At 47.0% G+C, this 22742-nt stretch carries 15 protein-coding genes; 10 read left to right on the forward strand and 5 right to left on the reverse strand.

From position 1 onward, the window contains the following. Positions 1–32 precede the first annotated feature (32 nt). On the forward strand, positions 33–260 hold the full coding sequence (gene nrtS / locus N836_RS41670) for a nitrate/nitrite transporter NrtS (RefSeq protein WP_023070459.1): 228 nt from the start codon (positions 33–35) through the stop codon (positions 258–260). Positions 261–330: 70 nt separating this feature from the next. Here the strand turns inward: nrtS and mfd are convergent, their stop codons facing one another. Then, positions 331–3834 (reverse strand): transcription-repair coupling factor, encoded by a 3504-nt coding sequence (gene mfd / locus N836_RS41675; RefSeq protein ID WP_023070460.1) that lies wholly within the window; start codon positions 3832–3834, stop codon positions 331–333. Positions 3835–4039: 205 nt separating this feature from the next. Next, positions 4040–5626 (reverse strand): glucose-6-phosphate isomerase, encoded by a 1587-nt coding sequence (locus tag N836_RS41680; RefSeq protein WP_023070461.1) that lies wholly within the window; start codon positions 5624–5626, stop codon positions 4040–4042. A gap of 320 nt (positions 5627–5946) precedes the next feature. On the opposite strand from N836_RS41680, the gene ccsB reads away from it, so the two are divergent. Beyond that, a complete protein-coding gene (ccsB, locus tag N836_RS41685) occupies positions 5947–6927 on the forward strand; it encodes a c-type cytochrome biogenesis protein CcsB (RefSeq protein ID WP_023070462.1) in 981 nt (326 codons plus the stop codon). A gap of 61 nt (positions 6928–6988) precedes the next feature. On the opposite strand, the gene N836_RS41690 is transcribed toward ccsB, so the two are convergent. Then, a complete protein-coding gene (locus N836_RS41690; protein WP_023070463.1) occupies positions 6989–7651 on the reverse strand; it encodes an SDR family oxidoreductase in 663 nt (220 codons plus the stop codon). Positions 7652–8039: 388 nt separating this feature from the next. On the opposite strand from N836_RS41690, the gene N836_RS41695 reads away from it, so the two are divergent. After that, positions 8040–8804, forward strand: a complete 765-nt coding sequence (locus tag N836_RS41695) for a DUF1997 domain-containing protein (protein ID WP_023070464.1) — start codon at positions 8040–8042, stop codon at positions 8802–8804. Here N836_RS41695 and N836_RS41700 read toward each other — a convergent pair. Continuing rightward, the gene (locus N836_RS41700; RefSeq protein ID WP_023070465.1) at positions 8801–9619 is read right to left on the reverse strand and encodes a DUF362 domain-containing protein; all 819 of its coding nucleotides are present in this window, start codon (positions 9617–9619) and stop codon (positions 8801–8803) included. The genes N836_RS41695 and N836_RS41700 overlap by 4 nt on opposite strands. Here N836_RS41700 and folP point away from each other — a divergent pair. Next, the gene (gene folP / locus N836_RS41705; protein ID WP_023070466.1) at positions 9618–10733 is read left to right on the forward strand and encodes a dihydropteroate synthase; all 1116 of its coding nucleotides are present in this window, start codon (positions 9618–9620) and stop codon (positions 10731–10733) included. The two genes, N836_RS41700 and folP, sit on opposite strands and share 2 nt — an antisense overlap. Positions 10734–11041: 308 nt before the next feature. Then, positions 11042–12946 (forward strand): ShlB/FhaC/HecB family hemolysin secretion/activation protein, encoded by a 1905-nt coding sequence (locus N836_RS0136855; RefSeq protein WP_023070467.1) that lies wholly within the window; start codon positions 11042–11044, stop codon positions 12944–12946. Here the strand turns inward: N836_RS0136855 and N836_RS41710 are convergent. Then, complete coding sequence (locus N836_RS41710; protein ID WP_023070468.1) at positions 12943–14667, reverse strand: EAL domain-containing response regulator; 1725 nt, start codon at positions 14665–14667, stop codon at positions 12943–12945. The genes N836_RS0136855 and N836_RS41710 overlap by 4 nt on opposite strands. A 648-nt stretch (positions 14668–15315) precedes the next feature. On the opposite strand from N836_RS41710, the gene N836_RS41720 reads away from it, so the two are divergent. From N836_RS41720 to N836_RS41735, 5 genes are all read left to right on the forward strand, one after another. Then, positions 15316–16506 (forward strand): glycosyltransferase family 4 protein, encoded by a 1191-nt coding sequence (locus N836_RS41720; protein ID WP_023070470.1) that lies wholly within the window; start codon positions 15316–15318, stop codon positions 16504–16506. Positions 16507–16834: 328 nt separating this feature from the next. After that, positions 16835–18028, forward strand: coding sequence for an SLBB domain-containing protein (locus N836_RS0136860; RefSeq protein WP_023070471.1), 1194 nt, complete (start codon positions 16835–16837; stop codon positions 18026–18028). An 82-nt stretch (positions 18029–18110) separates the two neighbouring features. Next, positions 18111–19601 (forward strand): GumC family protein, encoded by a 1491-nt coding sequence (locus tag N836_RS41725; RefSeq protein WP_023070472.1) that lies wholly within the window; start codon positions 18111–18113, stop codon positions 19599–19601. A 234-nt stretch (positions 19602–19835) separates the two neighbouring features. After that, a complete protein-coding gene (locus N836_RS41730) occupies positions 19836–21311 on the forward strand; it encodes an O-antigen ligase family protein (protein WP_023070473.1) in 1476 nt (491 codons plus the stop codon). Positions 21312–21353: 42 nt separating this feature from the next. Then, positions 21354–22664, forward strand: a complete 1311-nt coding sequence (locus tag N836_RS41735; RefSeq protein WP_023070474.1) for an oligosaccharide flippase family protein — start codon at positions 21354–21356, stop codon at positions 22662–22664. Positions 22665–22742: the final 78 nt, after the last annotated feature.

A 22742-nucleotide genomic window follows, 5' to 3' on the forward strand; every position in this document is an offset into this window, starting at 1 on the left:
TAACATCAATAGGCTTATTATTCGCTGCTGTTATGAAAGACTATTTGTCCTCGCTGATTGACCGTGAGCTGGCCCCCGGTGCCGCTAAAGTCTCCATTGTCGTTGGCACCCTCCTTTTTTCTCTTAACCATGGCCCTGCCCTGGTCAACAACAAAATGACTCCCACCCGCTGGCTGGCTGGATTGCTAACCTATGCGGTGCCCTACTCTGTCAATATCCATGGACAGTATGCCTACCGAAAGCGGCAGTCAGCTTCTTAATAACCGGAACAGGTGCAGCCAAGGGGAGACGCATCTGAAAGCTCCCAGAGTTGAAGCATTGGGATCAACATTACGAAACTCCACTGCCAGCCAAGGCGGGCTCATTCAACGCTCCCCTCATATAGCCCAACCACTCGATCAAATTCTCCAGCTGTTTGTCTGGCTTCATTACCCCCAGCCCCCGTACCGTCACCTTACCTGAGGCATACACAAACCGCGACTTCAGGTGTCCGGGCACCTTATCATGCAGCAGTTTCCAGGCCGGTGCTTCCATCGGTGTTTCCATGACGACATGTTGCTTACCCTCTGGTTTGATCTTCGCAAAGCCCAAAGGTTTGGCAATTTGCTTGAGTTCTAGCATTTTCACCAGCTGTTCTACTGCGGCTGGAATCGGCCCAAATCGGTCGTTTAGGTCTGTCACAATCTGCATCAGCTCTCTTTTAGTATCTGCAGCCACCAACGAACGATAAATGCTCATCTTTTGATCGGTGTCGCTAATATAGTTGTTGGGAATAAAGGCGGTGAGTTTCAGGTCAATTTGAGTCTCATCCACCTGGGGAATCTCCTGGCCACGAATCTCGGCAATGGCTTCCTGGAGCATATCCATATAGAGGTCAAAGCCAATCACCTCCATCTGACCCGACTGTTGCACCCCCAGCAGATTACCAATACCGCGAATTTCCATATCGCGCATGGCTAGCTGATAGCCGGAGCCCAGTTGGGTGAATTCTTGAATGGCTCGCAGCCGCTTCCGGGCCTTATCCGAGAGTTTGTCCTGACGAGGATAAAATAACCAGGCGTGGGCTTGAATCCCGGAACGTCCAACCCGACCCCGTAACTGATAGAGCTGGGAAAGTCCGAATTTCTGGGAGTCTTCAATCAAAATGGTGTTAACCCGTGGAATGTCTAGCCCTGATTCGATAATGGTGGTACACACCATCAGGTCGGCTTCGCCACTGCTAAAGGCTAACATCGTGGCTTCTAATTCTCCTTCGGGCATCTGACCGTGAGCCACTGCTAGCCGAATCGATGGAATCATTTCACGAATGCGGGCTGCAATCTCTTCAATACCTTCCACCCGGGGGACAACGTAAAAAACCTGCCCGCCTCGGTCTAGCTCCTGACGAATCGCTGCTCGGACTTTTTCCGGGTCGTAGGGGGCCAGGTGGGTCATAATCGGACGCCGGGCTGGGGGCGGTGTCGTAATCAGGCTCATCTCTCGTACACCCGAGAGAGACATATACAATGTGCGCGGGATCGGTGTGGCACTCAGGGTCAGCACATCCACCTGGGTTTTCATGGCTTTGATTTTCTCTTTTTGGTTGACCCCAAATCGCTGTTCTTCATCGACCACTAGCAGTCCCAGGTCGTTAAATTTGACGGCTTTGCCCAGCAATTGGTGAGTACCCACAACAACATCTAACTCGCCAGTTGTTAGGCGTTGAACAATCTCTTTGCGTTCAGTCGCCGTGCGAAAACGATTTAACAATCCTACCTGAATCGGGTAAGGGGCAAATCTCTCTTTAATCGTGTGGTAGTGTTGCTGGGTGAGAATTGTGGTTGGAGCCAGCATCGCCACCTGTTTGCCAGCAATGATGGCCTTAAAGATGGAGCGAATGGCCACCTCGGTTTTACCAAAGCCCACATCGCCACACACCAGGCGGTCCATCGGTCGGGGGCTTTCCATGTCCCGTTTGACATCCTGGGTAGCCTTAAGCTGGTCTGGGGTGGGCTGATAGGGGAAGGAATCTTCTAGTTCTTGCTGCCAGGGCATATCTACGGGATAGGCGAAGCCTTCTAGCTGCGATCGCTGTGCATACAGCTTGAGTAAATCCACCGCCACTTTTTGGATCGCTTTTTTGGCGCGGGTTTTGGTTTTTTCCCAAGCCTTGCCGGTCATTTTGTTCAGTGCAGGCCGTTTCTCCGCCGAGGCTCGGAACCGTGACAGAGATCCCATCTGGTCTGCCGCGACCCGCAATAGGCCGTCGGCATATTTGATCACCAAATATTCCCGAGTTTCGGCATCAAGGGTGAGGCTTTCTAGCTTGAGAAACTGACCAATCCCATGGTTACGGTGGACCACATAGTCATTGGGACGCAGCTTGTTCGGGTCAACTTTTTTAGAGGCGGCGCGACGGCGTTTGCGCACGTAGCTGGGGGTGGCCAGGGTGTGCTGACCAAAAAACTCACGGTCGGTGACAATGCCAATGCGAAATGTTGGCAGAATAAAGCCTTCAAGTTCTGCTAGCCCCGAGTATTTGACACCAACGGGCACATATTGGCCATGGAGTTTTGCGATCGCCGGATAGTCTTTGGGATTGGGAATAAACTGGGCCGGGCAGTCGTGTTCCTGCAGCAGGGCCACTGACCGGGTAGGCTGGGCTGAAACTAGCCAGATTTGATGCTTGCGATCGCACTCTCCCCTCACTGTCTCCGCTAGCTTGCCAAACTGGTGAGGAATCGCTGGGACCGGACGACTAGCCAAATTCAGCCCCTCACCATCCTCAGCAATTTCCGACAGCAGCACCTGGGAAAATAACGATAGCTCTTCTAGCGCCTCATCAAATGGCCGGTGTAGCTGCGGCACCTCTGACCCCGGTAGTTGAATCTCATCACTATTCCCCAAGGTCTGATTGACTTCATGCCAGTAATCATCCACCTGCTCATACCAGCGACCGCTGTGGGCGCGACACTGATCCGGTTCATCAATCGCAATCAGCGTATCCTCCGCCAGGTAATCCAGCAGCGACGCTGGCTGGTCAAAGGCAATGCCTAAAAAGCGGCGCAGCCCCTCCACCCGCTGGCCATTTTCATAGGCTTCTTGAACATCTGGGGGCATCAAATCCATTAGCACCCCATGCTCATCTAACTTCGCCGCAATCAGCGGACTAAAGTCCGTCGTTGTTAGTAACAGGGTAGAAACCTTATCTAGGGAGCGCTGGTTGGCCGGGTCAAATTCCCGCAGTCGTTCTAGCTCATCCCCAAACAGCTCCAACCGCACCGGCAGCTCTGCCGAGACCGGAAATACATCAATAATGTCCCCTCGCTGACTCCACTGACCCTCAGTTTCCACCGTTGGCACCTTTTCGTAGCCCAGGGTGGCCAGTGTGCGAGACAGCTCCTTCAGGTTGAGTTCCATCCCCTGCTCCAGCTGCAGACAGTAGGGCTTAAATGCTTCCACTGGGGGCAAGTGGGGCTGTAATGCCCGCTCCGTTGCCACAATCACGCTTGGTTTATCTGAGTCCTTTAACAAATCCGCCAGCACCTGCAGCTGTCCCCAGGTCATCTCCGATTCCTGGTCAAACGGATCGTAAGGGGAGGCTTCAGAGGTAGGGTATAGCGACACCCTAGGCCAACCCATGGCTTCTAGCTGCGCCGTCCAACGACCGGCTTCTTCCAGCGTTGCCGTTATCACCAGCATGGGTTGCTCCTGGGCCAGTGCCGATGCCACTAACCCCTTAGGCAAACGAGGCAACCCATTGAGCACGAGCCGCTGCTGTTTATCTAGCTTAGTGAGCAGTTCTTGGGCTAACGCAGTCTTACTAAGGGCACGAACAACGGACGAAAAAGCCATGAAAGCAGTTGAAATGGGTTACAGCATCTATAGATTGTAGAGCCTGATTTGTGGAACATACCCCCTGATATGACCTCCGCAGTTGTAGGTAAGGACAGAAGTACAAAAAAAGAGGCTTGAAAGGGTGCCCTTTCAAGCCTCTAAATTCTTCTAATCCATTTTGCACCTGCCATGGCTGACACCCTGCAGCCCGAGACCACAGGTTTTATCGAGCCATCACTTTCATCGTGGCAGGATTACCGGCATTGCCATCAATGGCTACCAGCCGACCGTTGGCATCCAGGTGCCGCACGATTTTATAGATATCTTCCGCAGCATCGGGGCGACCCACTTTGGCAGCCACTTCCGCCAGACTCAACGACCCCCCAGTTTTACTCAGCACATCCACCACCATATTCTGCAGATTGAGAACGCTGGCAGCCGCTTTTTTACCCGCTTCTACCCCAGGCTGATGATAGGCGTTAATGTTCACCACAGCGGCATACAGGCTGACTGCCCGCTCATATAAAGCAATCAGGGCACCTACTATCGTCGGAGTGACTTCAGGAATGGTAATGGTGATGGACTGTCGGTTGTTTTCAAACAAAGCCTTGCGCGTCCCTTGCAAAAAGCCTGAGAGATAATCCCCAGCGGTCACACCTGGGTCTATCTCCGTAGAGGTGCCCTCGCGATCTTTGAGGACTTCAATCAGTGTTACAAAGAAATTATTGACGCCTTCTCGTAGCTGCTGTACGTAGGCATGCTGGTCTGTGGAGCCTTTGTTGCCGTAAACCGCGATTCCCTGACAGACTCGATTGCCGTCTAGGTCGGTTTCTTTACCCAGAGATTCCATAATCAGCTGCTGTAGATAGCGACTAAACAGCAGCAGACTGTCCTTGTAGGGCAAAATCACCATGTCTTTTTCACCCTGACCGTTGCCGGTGCGATACCAGGCTAAAGCCATCAAGGCAGCGGGATTTTTGCGGAGATCAGGCAGCCGGGTGGCGGCATCCATCTGCTTGGCCCCAGCTAAAATGGCACGAATATCGATACCCTGCAGGGCAGCTGGCAATAGGCCCACCGAAGATAGTTCAGAGGTGCGTCCACCAACCCAGTCCTGCATAGGAAACATGGCTAGCCATCCTTCAGACTTAGCGACTTTGTCGAGTTTGCTATCTCGGCCTGTGGTGGCAACGGCATATTTAGAAAAATCCAAACCTCGCTTTTGATAAGCGGCTTTGACTTCTAACATGCCGTTGCGGGTTTCTGGTGTTCCGCCAGATTTGGAAATGACTAATACTAATGTCGTTTTTAAGCGATCCCCTAGCTTGGCCAGGGTTTTGTCGATCCCGGCAGGGTCTGTATTATCAATAAAGCTAATGTTTAGAGGTGGGTTTATCGGTCCTAGAGCTTCCGCGACAAATTCTGGTCCCAGGGCTGACCCGCCAATTCCAATAGACAAAATATCGGTAAACCGTTCCTCATTGGGGGGTGTAATTATGGCGCTATGAATCTGTTGGGTAAAATTTTCTATATCCCGTAGAGTATCGACGATTTCACTACGCAATTCTCCATTGGGAGCCAGGTCTGGGTCTCGCAACCAGTAGTGACCAACCATGCGGTCTTCATCTGGGTTTGCGATCGCGCCTTTTTCCAACGCCTCTACTGCTGCAAATGCCTTCGCAAACCGAGGTGTCATCTCCGCTACAAAGGCATCATCAAATGTTACACGGCTGACATCCAAGTAGAGCCCTAACTCCTCATTGTAATAAAGCCAGTCTTGATATCGCTGCCACAACGCAGTTGCATCCATAGTTACCTCTCTAGGACTGCCAATTTTTTTGTCACTAAACTATATTCACATTCAGGGCTGTAGTTTTTCGTATTAGAAAACTCAGAGTTAATAGCTTGAATGTGGTTTGGGTCAGATCACCTTATGTACCGACTGTCAGTTTAGTGATCATTCCTCCTGCAGCTTCCAAAATTCTTGAAGGATTTCACGATTCGTTGTGGAAACCATAAATAAGGCGACACTTGAGGTTACCTTTTACCCACATTTCTTTAGTAAAATTGTAATGGTTGTCACACCAATGACCATTGCATACCGAAACCTAGGGCTCCAAATCACTCCTAATGGATCTAGTCACGCTTCAAGGACTGCTCGACAACGTTTCCTTTGCCGTCCTGTTTATCACCATGCTCCTCTACTGGAGTAGCCTTGCCTTTGCCGGCATTCCCTGGCTAAAGACGTTAGGGACTACGGGCATGGCCATTGCCAATCTTTGTATTGCAGCGCTATTAGTCGCTCGGTGGATTGAAGGCGGTTACTTTCCCCTAAGTAATCTTTACGAATCTCTTTTCTTTATAGCCTGGGGCATTACTGCAATGCACTTTGTGGCTGAGCGCATGAGCAACAGCCTTTGGGTTGGGGCAATGACGGCTCCAGCGGCCATGGGCATCACCGCATTTGCCACACTGACCCTACCTGGCAATATGCAAGTGTCGGAGCCGTTAGTACCAGCTCTGAAGTCTAACTGGCTGATGATGCATGTGAGCGTCATGTTGCTGAGCTATTCAGCTCTGATGGTCGGAGCGCTGCTTGCAATCGCATTTCTGATCATCACTCGGGGTCAGGCCGTTGAACTCAAGGGTAGCTCGGTGGGTACTGGTGGGTTTCGCGATCGCAAATACATCCTTAAACGCGCTGCCGCAGTCACCGAACCCGTGATGGCCAGTGCCGGCGGTACCGCTGTTTTAGAAAAGCCAACTAAGCAAGCCCTATCCATGCAGCGCCTGACCCTGGCCGACACCCTGGACAACATCAGCTATCGCATCATTGGTCTGGGGTTTCCCCTGCTCACCATTGGCATCATCTCCGGCGGTGTCTGGGCCAATGAAGCCTGGGGCTCTTACTGGAGCTGGGACCCCAAAGAAACCTGGGCACTGATTACCTGGCTCGTCTTTGCCGCCTATCTCCATGCCCGTATTACCAAGGGCTGGCAAGGCCGTAAGCCTGCGTTTATCGCTGCTTCAGGCTTTGTAGTCGTTTGGATTTGCTATCTAGGCGTAAACCTCCTGGGTAAAGGGTTACACAGCTACGGCTGGTTTTTCTAAGGCGATGGGTGATTTGGAAGGTAGGCATCACCTGTCCTCCAAATCACCCCCAGGGGAGTCCCTAACCGGCCACCCCTGCAAACAAATTCTCAAACGACTGCTCCGACGCTTCAGGACGGGTCACAATCTCCACAATCTTATTCTCAGCTGTGGGCTCACCCAGAGCCGCAATACATACCTGGGCCACCTTCTGCCGGGCAATGCCGCCATCAAACAGGGTATCCGCCGCAGACATGACAATGGCCTCTCCAGCATCCTCACTCCGCAGCCCGCCAGGCCTGACAATGGTATAGGTCAAGCCACTTTTAACGATGTACTGCTCTGCCTGCTGCTTCCAAAACAGCACTAACCAAAACAGATTGAGGGGATGGAAAAATTTAGAAACGCAGAGCGAGGACACGATCACAAACCGTTGAATGCCCTCTGCCTTGGCGACATCTACCAAGTTCTTGGTACCCACAAAGTCCACCTGGTAAGGGCCCGTAAAATCAAAACTGGGGGCTGCCCCGGTGGCACAAATAATCGCGTCGCATCCGGTCATTGCTGCCTGTAGGGTTTCTGGTTTCAGCACATCGCCAACGACTACCTCAACCGTGTCAGCAAAATCAGCTTTAGCACGGTCCCGCACCAGTGCCCGCACTGTTTTTCCCGTACCATCAGTGCTGAGCTGCTCCGTCACATGCCGCCCCGTTTTTCCCGTTGCACCCACAACTAATACCTTCATTCGTTTCTTCCCCTGCAGTCGCTACGGTCTTACTAACTCGATCAAACCACCAAACTGTAACGTTGACTGCACTGCGAAGAGCAACGCTTTGCTAATAATGACCAGGTAGCTGGATTGACCGCTGTTTATCTCAAACTTACATTTACCTGTCCGTATCTTTGAAAATCGTTAAGCCGCCACCGAAAAAATCGTGCTCCCTAGAAAATCGACTAAACTTAATGAATCACAATGGAACTTAAGTAAGGCGGCTAAAATAGTCGCATATGTTAGCTTGCGTTCGTAAATACATATCCGTAGTTTGCCAATGGTAGTTTGTTTTTTTAACTCAGTACCCTGGGAATCATAGCGATATGCCTTTGGCTAATCAGATTAGCTGTCTATCATAGGGGTGGTTAACGTTGCTATCCAACCGTTAGAAACCATCACCTTGTATCTTGATATTTCATCTGTAGGTTATCTTCGGAAATTTCTCAGTTTTATGGACGTGTCTTCTACACAGTATCCTCAATCTAGAGTTTGTGATGCTTTACAGACGTCTATCGACCCACAGCAACCATTGAAGGGAGATAGTGATGATCTACAGACGCCCGACATCGTTGTTTTTGAAGGATATTACGTCGGCAACATGGAAATGTTTGCCGATGTTGACACCGTTGCCGATTACTTAGACTCCCATCAAGGCTGGTTTACTCGCTGCGCTCAGCCGATGGATGTCAAACCGATTGGCCATAATGGCTATGCCATTTCCCTGGGGCGTTTTGGTAGTCTCAATTTTCAAGTTCAACCTAAAATTGGTCTCCACCTGTTACCTCAGAATAAGGGCGTTTATCGAATTGAAACGATTCCAGTGCCGGGCCATAAACCTGAAGGGTATGACGTCGATTTCCAGGCTGCCATGTCCCTAGCTGAGAAAACACAGAACGAGTTGCCTGTTCCCCAAGCAACCCATGTGGCATGGGAACTCAACTTACAAACTAAAGTACAGCTACCAAAGTTTATCCAGGCGCTGCCCCAGTCTTTGGTGAAGGCATCTGGCGATAAGTTGCTGAACCAGATCGTGCGGCAAATTTCAAAACGGCTGACTCGTAAGGTTCAGGAAGATTTTCATACAATGATGAATCTGCCACTACCCGGCCATAAAAGTCGGCATTAGCCAGCTTGTCTGAGCTGCTCAATGGGGTCTAGATAGTTCGCTACAGGCTCTTGAGCTAGCTGACAAGCACGACGGTCAATGGCCAACAGGTCATGTCCCCAAACCACATGGCCAATCTCAACGCCTGTGCCCACGTCCGGTCGCCAGTCTTTACTGATAAACTTTTGGCTGCAGTCGGCGACACCACCATCAAATAGGTGGCCAATGGAAAAATAAATATCTTGCAAAATCTGCGGCACCGAAGGCCGATGGAGTTGTCCTCTAGAATGAGCACTTCGGGCCTTGTATTTTGCCCTGGGAAATAACCCATAGAGGTTCTTGAGCGTGGCTGACACTAAAGGCTGCTTCTTTAAGCTGGTGATTTTGAAAGCGCTCACCGAAATACGGCAGTCTACTTCCTGCAGCAGCTTAGGTGCCCACATTTCTGAATACCGCACAGGTTGGGGTGAGAGGTTAGGATACGCCACACAGGGCAGCGTATCAGCATCCAGCACTACCATGCCTTTGTCCAAAATGTCGTAAAGGCCATTTTTCCCGGCAATATCAGCCAGGGACAGCTTGGAACAGACCCCTTCTACGACTAAAATCTCAGCCTGGGGACTGGCCTGGCGTAAACCTTGTAATACTTGTGATAACACTGACATGCCCACCGTCACAGGTGGACCCTTGGGGTAGCCCAAATTAGGCTTGACTAAAATTCTCGTTGCCCCTTGGGCTGACCCTGGCGGACTATAGATAAAGTCTGCCACCGCAGCTGTGTGTGGCGCAGCATCAATGTCAACCGGTTTTATACTCTGATTAGTCTGAACAGCCATGACCTTTACGGTAGTAACCCGCGGTTTTAAGCAGGAATTTGAACGATGGACCGACGCACTCGAAACCGCGAATGGTCTGAAACCACAGCTAAAAAGCTGGTTTATTGACATCCGTATCTTTGATGGCAAAGATCTGGTGTGGATGTATAGCAAGCTGCGCGCCCATCCAGAGTACATTGGTCCTGGCACCTATGATCGGCTGGCAAGGTTATTTATGGCTGAGGGCAGGAAGAAAGCCGCCAGCCGTCAATCTTGGCATATTCGTGGCCATCAGTTTAACTGGGGTGAACGGACGTATCTTATGGGAGTGATTAACGTAACCCCCGATAGCTTTAGTGATGGTGGCCAGTTTAACTCGGTGGCAGCCGCACTCCAACAGGCACAAGCGTTTCTAGAGGCTAAAATTGACATTCTAGATATTGGAGGTCAGTCTACTCGTCCAGGAGCAGAACAGATTTCCCTGGGGGAAGAACTTAATCGAGTTATCCCTGTGATTGAAGCGATCCGTCAGGCGGATGATGATGGATTAAAGCAAGCAGTAATTTCAGTGGATACCACTCGTGCTACGGTGGCTCGGGCTGCTGTCGAAGCTGGAGCAGATATTATTAACGATATCTCAGGCGCTATCTATGAGCCCGAGATCCTTAACGTTGCGGCTGAGAAAGAAGTACCCATTATTCTGATGCATATGCGGGGTACCCCAGAAACAATGCAACAGATGACAGATTATGATGACCTGATGGGTGAAATTACGGAATTCCTGCGTCAACAAATCGATCGGGCCCTGGCTGTTGGTGTGCCGATTCAAAATATCTGTATTGATCCTGGCATTGGCTTTGCTAAAACCTATGCTCAAAATCTAGAGATTTTACGGCAGCTATCAGACTTTACAGAATTGGGCTGCCCCATCTTAGTTGGGGTATCCCGTAAGAGTTTTATTGGTTGGATTTTGGATCAACCTGACCCTAAGCAGCGTGAATGGGGAACGGCGGCCGCCTGCACAGCAGCTATTGCTGGAGGTACTGATATTTTGCGGGTACATAATGGTTTGGCCATGGTGGATGTTACTTGTGTGGCAGATGCCATCTGGCGCAAGGCTGAACCAAAATCATAGAGAGCCTAACGTTTAGTCACAAAACGTGAGTCTCTGGGCACTCTAATTCATGGATGTTGATATTGAAATCGCTAAAAGTTACCGGAAATCTGGGTAAAACTCGGTAGGGAATAGGTTGTAAAACCCTGTCAACGAAATCTAGGAGTAGTTAGGTCTACGTCCAGGATTACCAACCTTTAATTTAAGGCCATTTGCTGTGATACAGTCAGCACGGGGAACGTAAGGTTTATAACAGAGACTACCTAACCAAGCAACTTGCCCAGCAGCTGGTAACAGTGCAACTATCTGGTGGAGAAAAGAGGAGACCCATGCAACAGAAACTAACAACGCTGATGTTGTTGAGCACCGTGTTCGGTATCGGCATAGGAACCTCTGGAGAAGCCAATAGCGCTTTGTTAGTAGATCTACCGGTACAAGATGTATTCGATACCACTCTACCCACATCAGCTGAGGCCAAGGTAACTGATAAAAGGAAGACTCCTATCAGTGATAACTCGTTGTCTGTTTTTTCTCCCCTCCAGCAGTTAGAAGAGATTAACGGGACACGTTTCCCTGTTCTTACCGCTCCTGAAGAAATTGATGGTTTTCACCAACGTCAATCAGGGACAGTCATCAGCCAGACCGTGCCGACAACGCCTCCCCCCGCTGATACTTTTCCAGAGCCCCTGCCAGATCCAGAGCCGGAACCCGAACCTGAACCAGTTTTGCCGCCAGCGACTCCTCCTGACACTTCGGTCCCACCTCCGGAAACAGGCCCCACAGTGACAGTGCAGGAGTTTGAAGTATTGGGTAGTACTGTATTTGATAAGTCAGAGTTTGACGCCGTACTATCATCTTTTATTGGTCGGTCATTAGGTATTGATGAGTTGCGACAAGCGGCCGATGCAATTACCCAGCTTTACCTGAATGAGGGGTTTATTACCTCTCGGGCCGTTCTGCCCAATCAGCCAATTACAGATGGAATTGTTAAGCTCCAAATTATTGAGGGCAGTTTAGAGGAAATTCGCATAGAGGCAGCTGATCGGCTAGCTAACTATGTGCGATCTCGAGTCAACCTAGGAGCCAAAACGCCTCTTAACCAGTTTGCCCTTGAAGATCAGCTGCGGCTATTACGTGCCGATCCATTAATTGACAACATCGAAGCCAGTTTACGAGCCGGGACAGGACTGGGACAAAGTATTTTAGTTGTACGTATTGATGAAGCCGATCCGCTAGAGGCCCATCTGACCCTTGATACCGATTCACCGATAAGCGTTGGTGTTGTCCGTACTGGTGCTAACGTTACCTATCGTAATCCCTTTGGCATTGGCGATCGAATACAGGCCGCCGCTTACCGAGCAACAACGGGTGGCTCTCATCTTTACGAGCTAAGTTACAGTGCCCCCATTAATCCCATGAATGGCACACTATCAGCACGATTTTTACCCAGTGAGTTTGAGATTATCTCTCCTCGAGAGCTGGCTGCATTTGATATCGAGGGGGATGCTCAAGTCTATGAATTAACCTATCGTCAGCCGCTGGTTCGCACACCTCGTGAAGAGTTTGCCCTTTCCCTTGGGTTTCGTCACCGCGATGGTGATACTCGCATTGCTTCTACAGACTTTTCTAGCAACAGCGCCAGCGTCATCCAATTTGGTCAAGATTATCTACGCCGTGATCCCCAGGGAGCTTGGGCATTGCGCTCTCAATTTAGCCTGGGTGTTGATTGGCTAAATGCGACAAATTTATCATCGCCTCAGCCAGACAGTCAGTTTGTCGGATGGCTAGGACAGGTGCAACGCGCCCAAGTTCTCAATCAGGATCATTTGCTAATTGTGCAAGGCGATCTCCAGCTAGCTAATGACACCTTACTAGGATCAGAACAATTTGTGGTTGGCGGTCGTCAATCTGTGCGCGGTTACAGCCAAAATGCTCGATTTGGTGACAATGGTCTGCGGTTGTCCGTTGAAGATCGCATTACGCTGCAGCGAGATGAATCCGGTGCCCCCATTATGTTACTGAGTCCATTTTTAGACATGGCAGCCGTATGGAATACCAAATCCGGTACTACTGTTAATAATGATCGCTTTCTCCTGGGCACAGGCGTAGGCTTTACTTATCGTCCGATTGAAGGACTCGATCTACACTTGGACCTCGGTATACCGCTGGTGGATATCGATGACAGTGCTCCCCAAGACTTGTTCATCTATTTGGACTTTGACTTCGAAATTTAATGGATTTTAACCGCAGCATGTAAGGATGATCTGTGCTCTAAACAGTTTTTAGATTGAGCTTTGGACGGTTCCAATAAAAGTTTTTTAAAGTCTTGAGCTGTCAGGGCCGGGCTAAATAAGTAGCCTTGAATACTATGACATTTGAGTTGTTTAAGAATTGATAGTTCTCTGGCTGTTTCTACACCGTTAGCAATTGTAGAAATATTGAGACCCCGAGCCATTTCTATAATTGCTCTCACAATTACCTGATTACTTCTATTGCTATATAGATTACGCACAAAGCACTTATCCAGCTTAAGAATGTTAACGGGTAAATACTGTAAATGACTGAGCGATCCCGAACCAAAATCATCAATTGCTGTACTAAATCCTCGCTGTTGCAGCTCAGTCAACAGATATTTAGCCTGGCTCAAGTCCTCCATAATCATCCTTTCTGGAAGCTCTAGATCAATCATCACTGGGCTGACTTGGGCCGCATTAACCAGGGCCATCAGTCGCTCTAGAAAATGGAAACTGCGTAGCTGATACACCGATAAGTTAATGGCAATGCTAATGCCCGGCAGTCGTATTTTTTGCCAATGGGCTAGTTGCTGGAGGGCTGTTTCTAGAATCCATTCGCCCAGGGGTAATATTAATCCATGTTCCTCTGCGGCTGGAATAAACTGCGCCGGTAGTATGGGAGATTTGCCAGGTATCATCCAGCGTACAAGGACTTCTGCCCCAATGATCTGACCACTATTTAAATCGACTTGGGGCTGAAAGTGTAGCTGTAACTCATCTTGTTGCATCGCTCGCCGTAGCCGCGCCGCCAGGGACAGTTGGTTAATCCCTGAGTCTGAATTTGTCGAACGATTGAGTGTTGTTTCTAGCATGCTGATCGTAGCGAGTTGAGCACAGCTAATACACTCAATATAGATGTCTGGTATTAGACGGTGATTATTGATCACCATGGGGTGTTGCAACTCTGTTTTAAGCTGAGTAGTCACTCGGACATAGCTAGGTTGGTCAGGAGTCTTGGAGGCACTTAAAAAGATCACAAATCGATTGCCACCCAAATACGCTAGGGTATTGATGGTCAAGAACGACTCGTTCGACTGTTCTTGCCATTGGTATAGTTTTTGGCCTAGGGACTGGACTGCAAGTTGACTAAATACATGACCATATCCCCTTTGCAGCATCTCATAGTCATTTAGATAGACGACCCATAGACTTGACCAGGGTTGTTGTTTGATAGTTGTGAACTGGTCTTTGAGGTCTGCTAACGTAACAGCGGTTATTACCTGTTTGTACGTTGGTTTAGCAGATATGGTTGTCAAACACTGTGTCAATTTTTCATGCTTGGTCAGCTGGGTTTGCACTGACCGCAACACGGTTTGTAAGTCTGGCGATTTAACCACATAGTCGTCGGCTCCCTGCTCCATACTACGGCGAAATGTAGTGTAGTCATTATCACTAGTCAACATGATAAATGGGGTGGAGAAAATGGTATGGTGCGATCGCACGCTAGCCAACAGATCATAGCCACTTATATCCGGTAATGCTATGTCACAGACAATCAGTTGTGGATGATGCAGCTGTGCCAGTTGGATACCGTCTTGCCCCGTAGTTGCCCTCAGTGTTGCAAAGCCATTAAAACTCAGCAAGTTGCAAAACATCGCTGCTAAATCGGTATCAGCATCAATCACTAAAATAGTTGCAGCTACAGCAGTTTGCTTAGACATCAACTTAGACATCCTCATAGATTTAGGGCGATGTATACTCGCGCAAAACTTGCGACAACATGACATATCGTCATCGATAGAATACCCATCCCTACCCCTGGGTGTCTTAAATCATTGAGCCAGAAGCCATTGTTAAATCTACTGACTTTTCTCAGTAATCTTTCTGGCTTTTCCCATAGCCTCAAGGTATGGATTATCCAAGATGGTTTAATAAGTGTTTTCAGAACATCCTCTTCATCACCCTTTTGTAGAATGAATAAGTGCATCTACTGAGTTACTTAAGAACAGTAAAGAGTCTGTAAAGACTGTGCAAAGATTACAACAGTTACAGGGAAGAAAAAATCTTTCTCGTAAAAATTTAGTATGGGCTGAAAAGGAACCTATATCGGCTCACTTCGGCATTCATAGCGCCAAATATTGGCATAACTCCAACATTGCATCATGGTTGAATACTACTGACAATACTGATATAACCCAATGAGTTGCAAAACGTTGCTGATGTAGAAGATGAACCAATCTGTTGAAAACGGCAGATATCAGCATCTTGCGGCTAAAAGCATCGTTCGAATCAGCAACGCTGTTCCAAAAAGTGTTGAGCCTTTTGTCATTGTTCCTATAGTTAGCGGCTGAAATAACTATCTACCTTCTATGGATTTACAGCACCTGCGTTTACTCTCGGTTCAAACAACTGAGCCCTATCGAGATGGCATGGAGACTGGTAATTTGAGTGCTGAGCAGTTGACTGTGCTAGAAGGATTAACAACCTGGAGATTTCAACTACAAGAAGTCGGAATCCTGGGTTGCACATCAGAAACCTCCTACGATGATGTCTTAGATACTGGAGTACGCGTTATTAGCAGTGGTGTATCTGAAATCCATGAGAGTCTTTACAGACGACTAGCAGATTTTTGCCCTACCCACTTGGTGATAGATGTTCCCGAGCCTGGTCTGTTTCGTTGGGCAATTCGCAATCGGGTTCGATGTATCGCCATGTTCCAGACTTCTCCGGCAGAGCCAGGCTTCAAACAGCGATGGGAGAACTATCAACTATCTAAAGTACTCAATCATAGGGGAGTTGATTGGGTTGGAGGTTTTGGCCTCGATAATTGTAAGTCCTTAGCCCAAATGGGAGTCCTCCGCGACAAGCTAATTCCATGGAGCTGGCCGCCATTAAATCGTGCTGAAACCTTTGAACCCAAAGTATTGCGATCGCGCCCCGATCCATTACAGCTCATTTACGTCGGTCCCATTTTTGCCACTAGAGGTATCGGTGATTTACTCATAGCCGTAGCTCAGCTCAAGACTCAAGGATGGAATATTCAACTTAATCTGGTAGGGCAAGGCGATATCAATCGATTTGAGCTGCAGGCAAAACGACTGCAGCTAGACAATATCAAATTTATTGAAAATGTTCCGGACCATAACCTAGTTCATCTGATTCGCCAAGCCGATATTTTTCTTATGCCAAGTCGGCATGAGTCTCCAGAAAGCTCTAACGCCATCCTTAATCACTGCTTGCAGGCTCATACACCCATTGTGGCATCCGATCATCCAATATTTGCAAGCAGCCTAACCCATAAAGTCAACGCCATGATTTTCCCTGCCGGTAATGCCCGTGCTCTGTCTCAGGGTATTGATTACCTGCTGAATCACCCAGAAACCTATACCAGGCTGTCTACGGCTCTCCAAACAACCTGGCAATCTTGGCAACTACCTGTGCATTGGATCTCACTCTTGGACAACTGGCTACAAGCCACCCACTCAACACACCAGTGGCTGCAACAGCACTCGCTTACGGCTCCACTCTATCAGCATCAATCAAGATTACAACTTATTTGACTTTGAGTTCACAGCGATCCCAGCCATCTGTATGAGCAATTATTAACTTCACCCCAACGGTGGCACAGAGGTGAAATGCCCATCAAGCTAAACCGTAAATTCACGAAGCCTCTTTAAATTAAAAGCTTTAGAACAAATAGTCGGAGCAAACACGGGCATGCTGTATCAGTAGGATAATACATAGAAATATCAGGTAACTTTTCCGTCTTCTGCTCCAGTTAAAACCAAAAAAGATTGAAACTTTATCGCCTGTAGGTCAGTCCTATACCCCAGTCAACGCTAACCAGCCTGCAATTTTCATTTGCCTACACTTCCCTAGAGATGAGTCATGGAAATCGTTCAATTCCCAACTGTTAAGCCTTCACCCAGGCATCGCTTGAGCCTATCATTATTTCTATTCTGGGGACAAAAAACTAGTCAGCTTCAGCTCTCTAAGTTTATAAGGACATTATTTATCAGTAGCTTTTTTATTAGCCTTGTAGCATCCCCAAGCTTTGCTCAGTTACCTCCTCTAGAGCCCACAAATAATACTCCTCAACAAAGAGAGCGCAGAACAACGGCTGATGAGTCAACAGTTGCTCTGGAAACTTACAATCTGGGGCCTGGAGACGAGCTCAGAATTGATGTATTAGCTGCCCATGAGCTGTTTGCAGACCCCATCGATCAAATTGTCCTATTAGATGGCTCGATCACCTTACCTTGGGTTGGCAAAGTTAATGTTGCTGGTCTTAATCCACTTGAAGCCGAGACAAGGGTGATTGAAGCTTATAGCCTTTATATTAATAAGCCGCAAGTAACATTCCAGTTACTACAACCACGCCCAATCAGAGTAGGTATTGTTGGTGAAATCAAACGTCCTGGCGGTTACACACTACAGATCAACTCAGACGCAGCTACACAACCTGGGGCGAATGAAAGCCGTACCCGTTTCTGGCCAAGTGTGACCCAGGCTATCAGTACCGCAGGCGGAATTACACGCGCTGCAGATGTTCGTACTGTACAGATTAAACGCCAGGGTGTACCTGAACTGATTCAGGTCAATCTTTGGGATTTAGTAGACAGTGGCAATCTGCGTCAAGATGTATTACTGCGGGATGGCGATCAAATTTTTGTTCCCACTGCCCTAGACATCAACAATTCAGAAGTTATTGCCTTAGCCAATACTACGTTTGCCCCCGCCACTATCACAGTAAACGTTGTTGGCGAGGTCAAGGCTCCTGGAAGTCTTGTGGTTTCACCAGATACTCTTCTCAATCAAGCTATTCTGACGGCTGGCGGATTCAATGATAGTCGGGCCCGTGCCAGTCGCGTAACGCTCATTCGTCTAAACCCTAACGGCACTGTGTCTCAAAACAGAGTTCAAGTTGATCTTGCTCAAGATGTTAATGATGAGCAAAATCCTATTCTTCAAGAGGGAGATACTATTATCGTCGGTCGTTCAAGTCTTGCTGCTGCTTCAGATACGGCTGGTCTACTTTTCTCACCCTTAACCAGATTAATCCTAGGGCTCTTCGGTATTTAATCGCTAATAAGAATTTTGTCTGTAAGTCTCTATCTAACGTTTCTATCTTGTTAATACTTTCAGATGGCAGCCTAACTTAACTATGAACTTTATTCGTAACGTTATTGATCTCAATATTCAGTATCTATGGGCAGCAACTCGTCGTGGCATAGTGCCTGCAACGTCAGCATTTGTTCTAACAGTTTTAGGTGCTGGTGCAGTTGCCAGCATGACGGTACCAACCTATTTAGCTGAAGGAAAGCTTCTGTTTAAGAGGGATAGAGCCGCTACACTTGCTGGTGTAGAAAATCCAAACGAAGGTCCCCTGACAACTGTCAGTTTTGGTTCCGTGTTGAACTCTGAGATTCAGGTCATCACTGCAAAACCACTGATCCAAGAGGTTATTGATACACTCCAACTAAAGGATGACGAGGGTGAGCCCTTAAAAGTTGAGGATGTTCTGCTCAATCTTCAAGTAAATATTGTATTTCAAACAGACGTTTTATCCTTCTCTTACCTGGATCCAGATCCAGTAAAAGCTGCCGATGTTATCAATACTCTGATGGAGCTGTATCGGTCAGAGAGACTTACGAGTAATCAGGAAGATACCGAAAACGCAGGGGAATTCTTAGACCGCCAGCTGCCTGTAAATGCTGAAAAAGTTAGAGAGGCAGAATATGAACTAAGAATTTTCCGAGAAACCTATAATATTATTGACTTATCCCAAGAGCAAGGTACTGTAGTTGCAGCTCTAAATGATTTTCGTATAGAACTTGATACAATACAGGCAAATCTGAGGGCAATGTATGCTGTACAAGCAAATCTGAGTAGTGAGCTTGGCCTTAGTGTATCTGAAGCCATTAGATCAAATACGCTTAGCCAATCTGGTCAGATTCAAGATATTCTAGCAGAGCTGAATGCTGTTCGTCGTCAGATAGCTGTACAACAAGTGGAGTTCACTGAAGAGAGTCCGGTTCTGCAGCGTTTGCGGGCTCAAGAAACTTCTCTAACTAACCTCTTAAATGAAAGTGTGCGGACCTTAGGGGGGACATCTGTTCAAGAATCATTACTCCAAGTGGCTGGTCCAGAGGGTTCTGTCCGTGTAAGTGCAGCGGATAGTGCTAGTGGAGAATCGTTTCTTCAAACAAGTTCTATCCGAGAACTGCTAATTGAAGAGTATGTGACAAATCAGCTCGGAATAATCTCTTTAGAAGGGCAACTAGAGGCTGTTGAAGCCAACGCTCAACAATATCAAAATCGTGTAAACCTCCTTCCAGAGCTAGAACAACGCCAGCGAGACTTGGAGCGTAATTTGCAAGCTGCACAAGAAACCTATCAGGAACTCTTAACTAGACGTCAAAGTTTAAGGGTCAAAGAAAATCAGCTGACGAACTTTATCCAGATTATTGAACCAGCTATTCCTCCTGCAGAACCATCTTCTCAAGTAACTACAAAGATTCTAGCCATGGGGGCTGTCGCCGGATTTGCTCTTGCAATATCGATTATTGTTCTCATCGACTTCTATATCGTAGATGTTAAAGGCACTGGTAAAGTTTATGATCCTGATACACAGGATGTACCTGCAGGGCTTTAGTTGAAAGATGTCTAACATGTTGTTTTTATTATCATTGTGTATAAGCAATAGAGCTGTTGTGAAATGAGGTGAAAACACAACTCAAGTCCTTAATAGTAATAGACTTAGGGTTTTGGTAGAAAATTGCCTCATGTCTTTTGATGTCAACATGCTGAGTTTAATCAAGATCCTGTTTCACAATGACTTAATAGGTTTTCCGTCGCTTGCAAGAGTCTTCAACATATTGTCTCTATTATGGTTTTCCAAAAAACTTCAGAAAGCGAATTAGTTCCTAATAAGGTGGTTGTTAAAAATCCACCTTTATTGTCATCTTTGCAGGCAGCCATATCTGCATCTATCAAGGGATTTATAAAATTCTTTCGTGAGGAGGCGTTAGAGAAACTTGAGTATGCCTTTGCATTCTTTACTTTCTTTCTCTACACAGATGCGATAACAATGGTTGTCCTCAGTAACGGAGCTAGTGAAGGAGATGGCTTTTCCTACGACACAATCAACTTTATTCCTGTCCAACTACTCCGCGCCATCACGTATTTGGTTACGCTGATTTTTATATCTTTTAGATATAAAAGAACAATCTATATTCTTCTGAGTAATCCAATATTTGTTGCTACTAACATTTTTATTGGCCTTTCTCATCTATGGTCTGTTGCTCCCGAGGTATCAAAGGGTGCCGGGATGTTTATGGTGTTGAATGCCTTGTTTGGAGTTTATACAGCAGGCAGATTTACCTTAAAACAACAGGTTACCATATTCAGCTATGTGATGCTGTCTATAGCTATACTTAATATTGTATTTATCTTTTTTCTTCCGCAATATGGGCTTATGGGGCCACCAGTTCATGCGGGGGCTTGGCGAGGTGTTTTTACCCATAAAAATGGGGCTGGAAAAATGATGGTACTGGCCTGTGCCGTTTTGTTTACCATGTTCAATGAGTCCAAAGACAAACCTCGAAAATGGATGTACGGCATTGGTATATATCTCTCACTATTGATGATTAAATATACCGGTTCTGAAAGTGCGCTACTAAACTCTATCTTTGTAATGAGTCTCATCGTAGCCGTTCAGATATTTAAGGCAAAACCTCGTAATCTCTTTCTCGGACTGGTTGTTGTCTCTTCAATAGCTACCATTATCACCATAGGCTATAACGAAATCATGACGTTCACGCTTGTTCTCCTTGGCAAGGATCCAACACTTTCGGGACGTACAGAGATTTGGGAGTTTGTTGGCGACATGATTCGTCTCCGTCCAGTTCTGGGATATGGTGTTTCCGCTTTTTGGCATGGGTTAGATGGGGATGGGTCGCGATATATCATTGAGCGAGCTGGTTGGCTGGTGCCAGACTCACACCAGGGATTTCTTGACATGATTTTGCAAATTGGCTATCTGGGGGCAGCTATGGTAGCACTGTCGCTGTGGCAGACGTTCAACAGGGGACTTTCTAGAGTTCGTTTGTTTAAAACATGGGCAAGTGGTTGGCCTGCTGTAGGTGTACTGTATATGGTGTTCGCTAATTTATCAGAGTCCTCATTGTTGGCCCCCAACAGCATTTTTTGGATTTTGGTCAGCACACTTAATTTCACGATGTCATTTGAGGCAAAGTACTTACTTGATTTTGATAGATTTGGCTTAATAGATAAAGATAAAGACATACAAAAGAAAATTATGAACAAACTCGAGTCATCAGCAGACGTTCATACAAATGTTTAATTTCTATTTTTTAGATTTGCCCTGTACGAATGAATAAATGAGGTGGAAAAGATTATTTCTAAAATCAAGGGAATCCTGGGTGGTTCTCTAGTTAAAGACAGCATGTGGATGTTGTCTTCTCAAATACTTGGTATTTTTATTCAAGGTGCCTATTTCATCATTCTTGCTAGGGTCCTAGGAGCTGAAGCGTACGGAATCTTCGTTGGTATTGCGGCATTTGTTAAACTGTTGTTCCCATTTGTTGGTTGTGGTAGCTCTGACATTTTTGTTAAGAATGTTGCCAGAGATTCAAAGGTTTTCAGAGGCTATTGGGGAACTGCGTTACTAACTTCTCTTATCTTTATCTTAGGAATAGTCCCGATAGTATTAGGACTAGTAAAGGTAATTTTCACACCTGATACTCCGCTGCTGCTTGTTCTATTCATCTTATTAGCAGATCTGTTAGGCGGGAAAATGTCGATTTTAGCCTCAGGGGCATTCCTGGCCTGTGATCAAGTAAAATTAAATGCCCAAAATAGACTCCTATACGGTGTAGGCAAACTTATTGCTGCCATTGCTTTACTAGTGTTTTTCGAAGATGGTAATGTTGTCGCTTGGGGAGGGCTATATTGTTTAGGTTCAATTCTGCCAGCAACTGTGTCACTTCTAACAGTTAATAGGTTGTTTGGTAATCCTGTATTTAATCTCAAAAAGTATCCACCTGAATTCGCTGAAGGGTTTTTCTTTGCTATTGCACAATCTGCGGAAACAGTAAACGGGCAGATTGATAGAACCATGTTGGTTACTCTAGCCACTGCAGATGCAGCCGGTATTTATGCTGCAGGCTATCGATTTATTGATGTTGGATACATCGTTATCATTGCAGTCATGAGTGCCACCTACACTAGATTTCTACGTCACGGTGCTGCTGGAATTAAGGTAGGACTCCAATTTGCTTCGAAATTAATTCCTGTTGCCGTAGGATATGGAATTATTTCAGCAATTGCCTTGCTCAGCATTGCTCCATTTACAGCAAATATTTTGGGTGCGGAGTATGCACAGTCTGCTGACGTACTGAGATGGCTTGCACCTATTCATTTGATTGCCACATTGCAATTCATTGCAGCTGATACTTTAACAGGTGCAGGTTTCCATAAAGCTAGAAGTGTATTGCAAGTAACTGCTGCTTGTATCAACTTTGGAGCGAATTTATATCTAATTCCTCGTTTTTCTTGGTACGGCGCGGCCTGGGCAACCCTAACCTCTGAAACATTTAAGCTAGTAACGTTATGGCTATTAGTACTTTTCTACAGTAAACAAGCAAATAATCAAGAGCAATTAGCTAACACTAGAACTAATCTTGAAACTGACTAATTTTAGCCTTGACTAAACTGAATAAGAAGCAATTCTACAGTTTTCGCAAACATAGCTTTATCCATGCAGAATTTATCA

It is taken from the genome of Leptolyngbya sp. Heron Island J (assembly GCF_000482245.1).
GTDB lineage: Bacteria > Cyanobacteriota > Cyanobacteriia > Phormidesmidales > Phormidesmidaceae > Leptothoe.

Bases quoted from the DNA above. Each gene is read 5' to 3' on its own strand.
- mfd (WP_023070460.1), bottom strand. From the start codon at position 3,834: ATGGCTTTTTCGTCCGTTGTTCGTGCCCTTAGTAAGACTGCGTTAGCC.
- N836_RS41700 (WP_023070465.1), bottom strand. From the start codon at position 9,619: ATGGCTGTTCAGACTAATCAGAGTATAAAACCGGTTGACATTGATGCT.
- folP (WP_023070466.1), top strand. From the start codon at position 9,618: ATGACCTTTACGGTAGTAACCCGCGGTTTTAAGCAGGAATTTGAACGA.
- N836_RS41710 (WP_023070468.1), bottom strand. From the start codon at position 14,667: ATGTCTAAGCAAACTGCTGTAGCTGCAACTATTTTAGTGATTGATGCT.
- N836_RS41730 (WP_023070473.1), top strand. From the start codon at position 19,836: ATGGTTTTCCAAAAAACTTCAGAAAGCGAATTAGTTCCTAATAAGGTG.
- nrtS (WP_023070459.1), top strand. From the start codon at position 33: ATGAAAGACTATTTGTCCTCGCTGATTGACCGTGAGCTGGCCCCCGGT.
- ccsB (WP_023070462.1), top strand. From the start codon at position 5,947: ATGGATCTAGTCACGCTTCAAGGACTGCTCGACAACGTTTCCTTTGCC.
- N836_RS41680 (WP_023070461.1), bottom strand. From the start codon at position 5,626: ATGGATGCAACTGCGTTGTGGCAGCGATATCAAGACTGGCTTTATTAC.
- N836_RS0136860 (WP_023070471.1), top strand. From the start codon at position 16,835: ATGGAAATCGTTCAATTCCCAACTGTTAAGCCTTCACCCAGGCATCGC.
- N836_RS0136855 (WP_023070467.1), top strand. From the start codon at position 11,042: ATGCAACAGAAACTAACAACGCTGATGTTGTTGAGCACCGTGTTCGGT.
- N836_RS41720 (WP_023070470.1), top strand. From the start codon at position 15,316: ATGGATTTACAGCACCTGCGTTTACTCTCGGTTCAAACAACTGAGCCC.
- N836_RS41725 (WP_023070472.1), top strand. From the start codon at position 18,111: ATGAACTTTATTCGTAACGTTATTGATCTCAATATTCAGTATCTATGG.
- N836_RS41690 (WP_023070463.1), bottom strand. From the start codon at position 7,651: ATGAAGGTATTAGTTGTGGGTGCAACGGGAAAAACGGGGCGGCATGTG.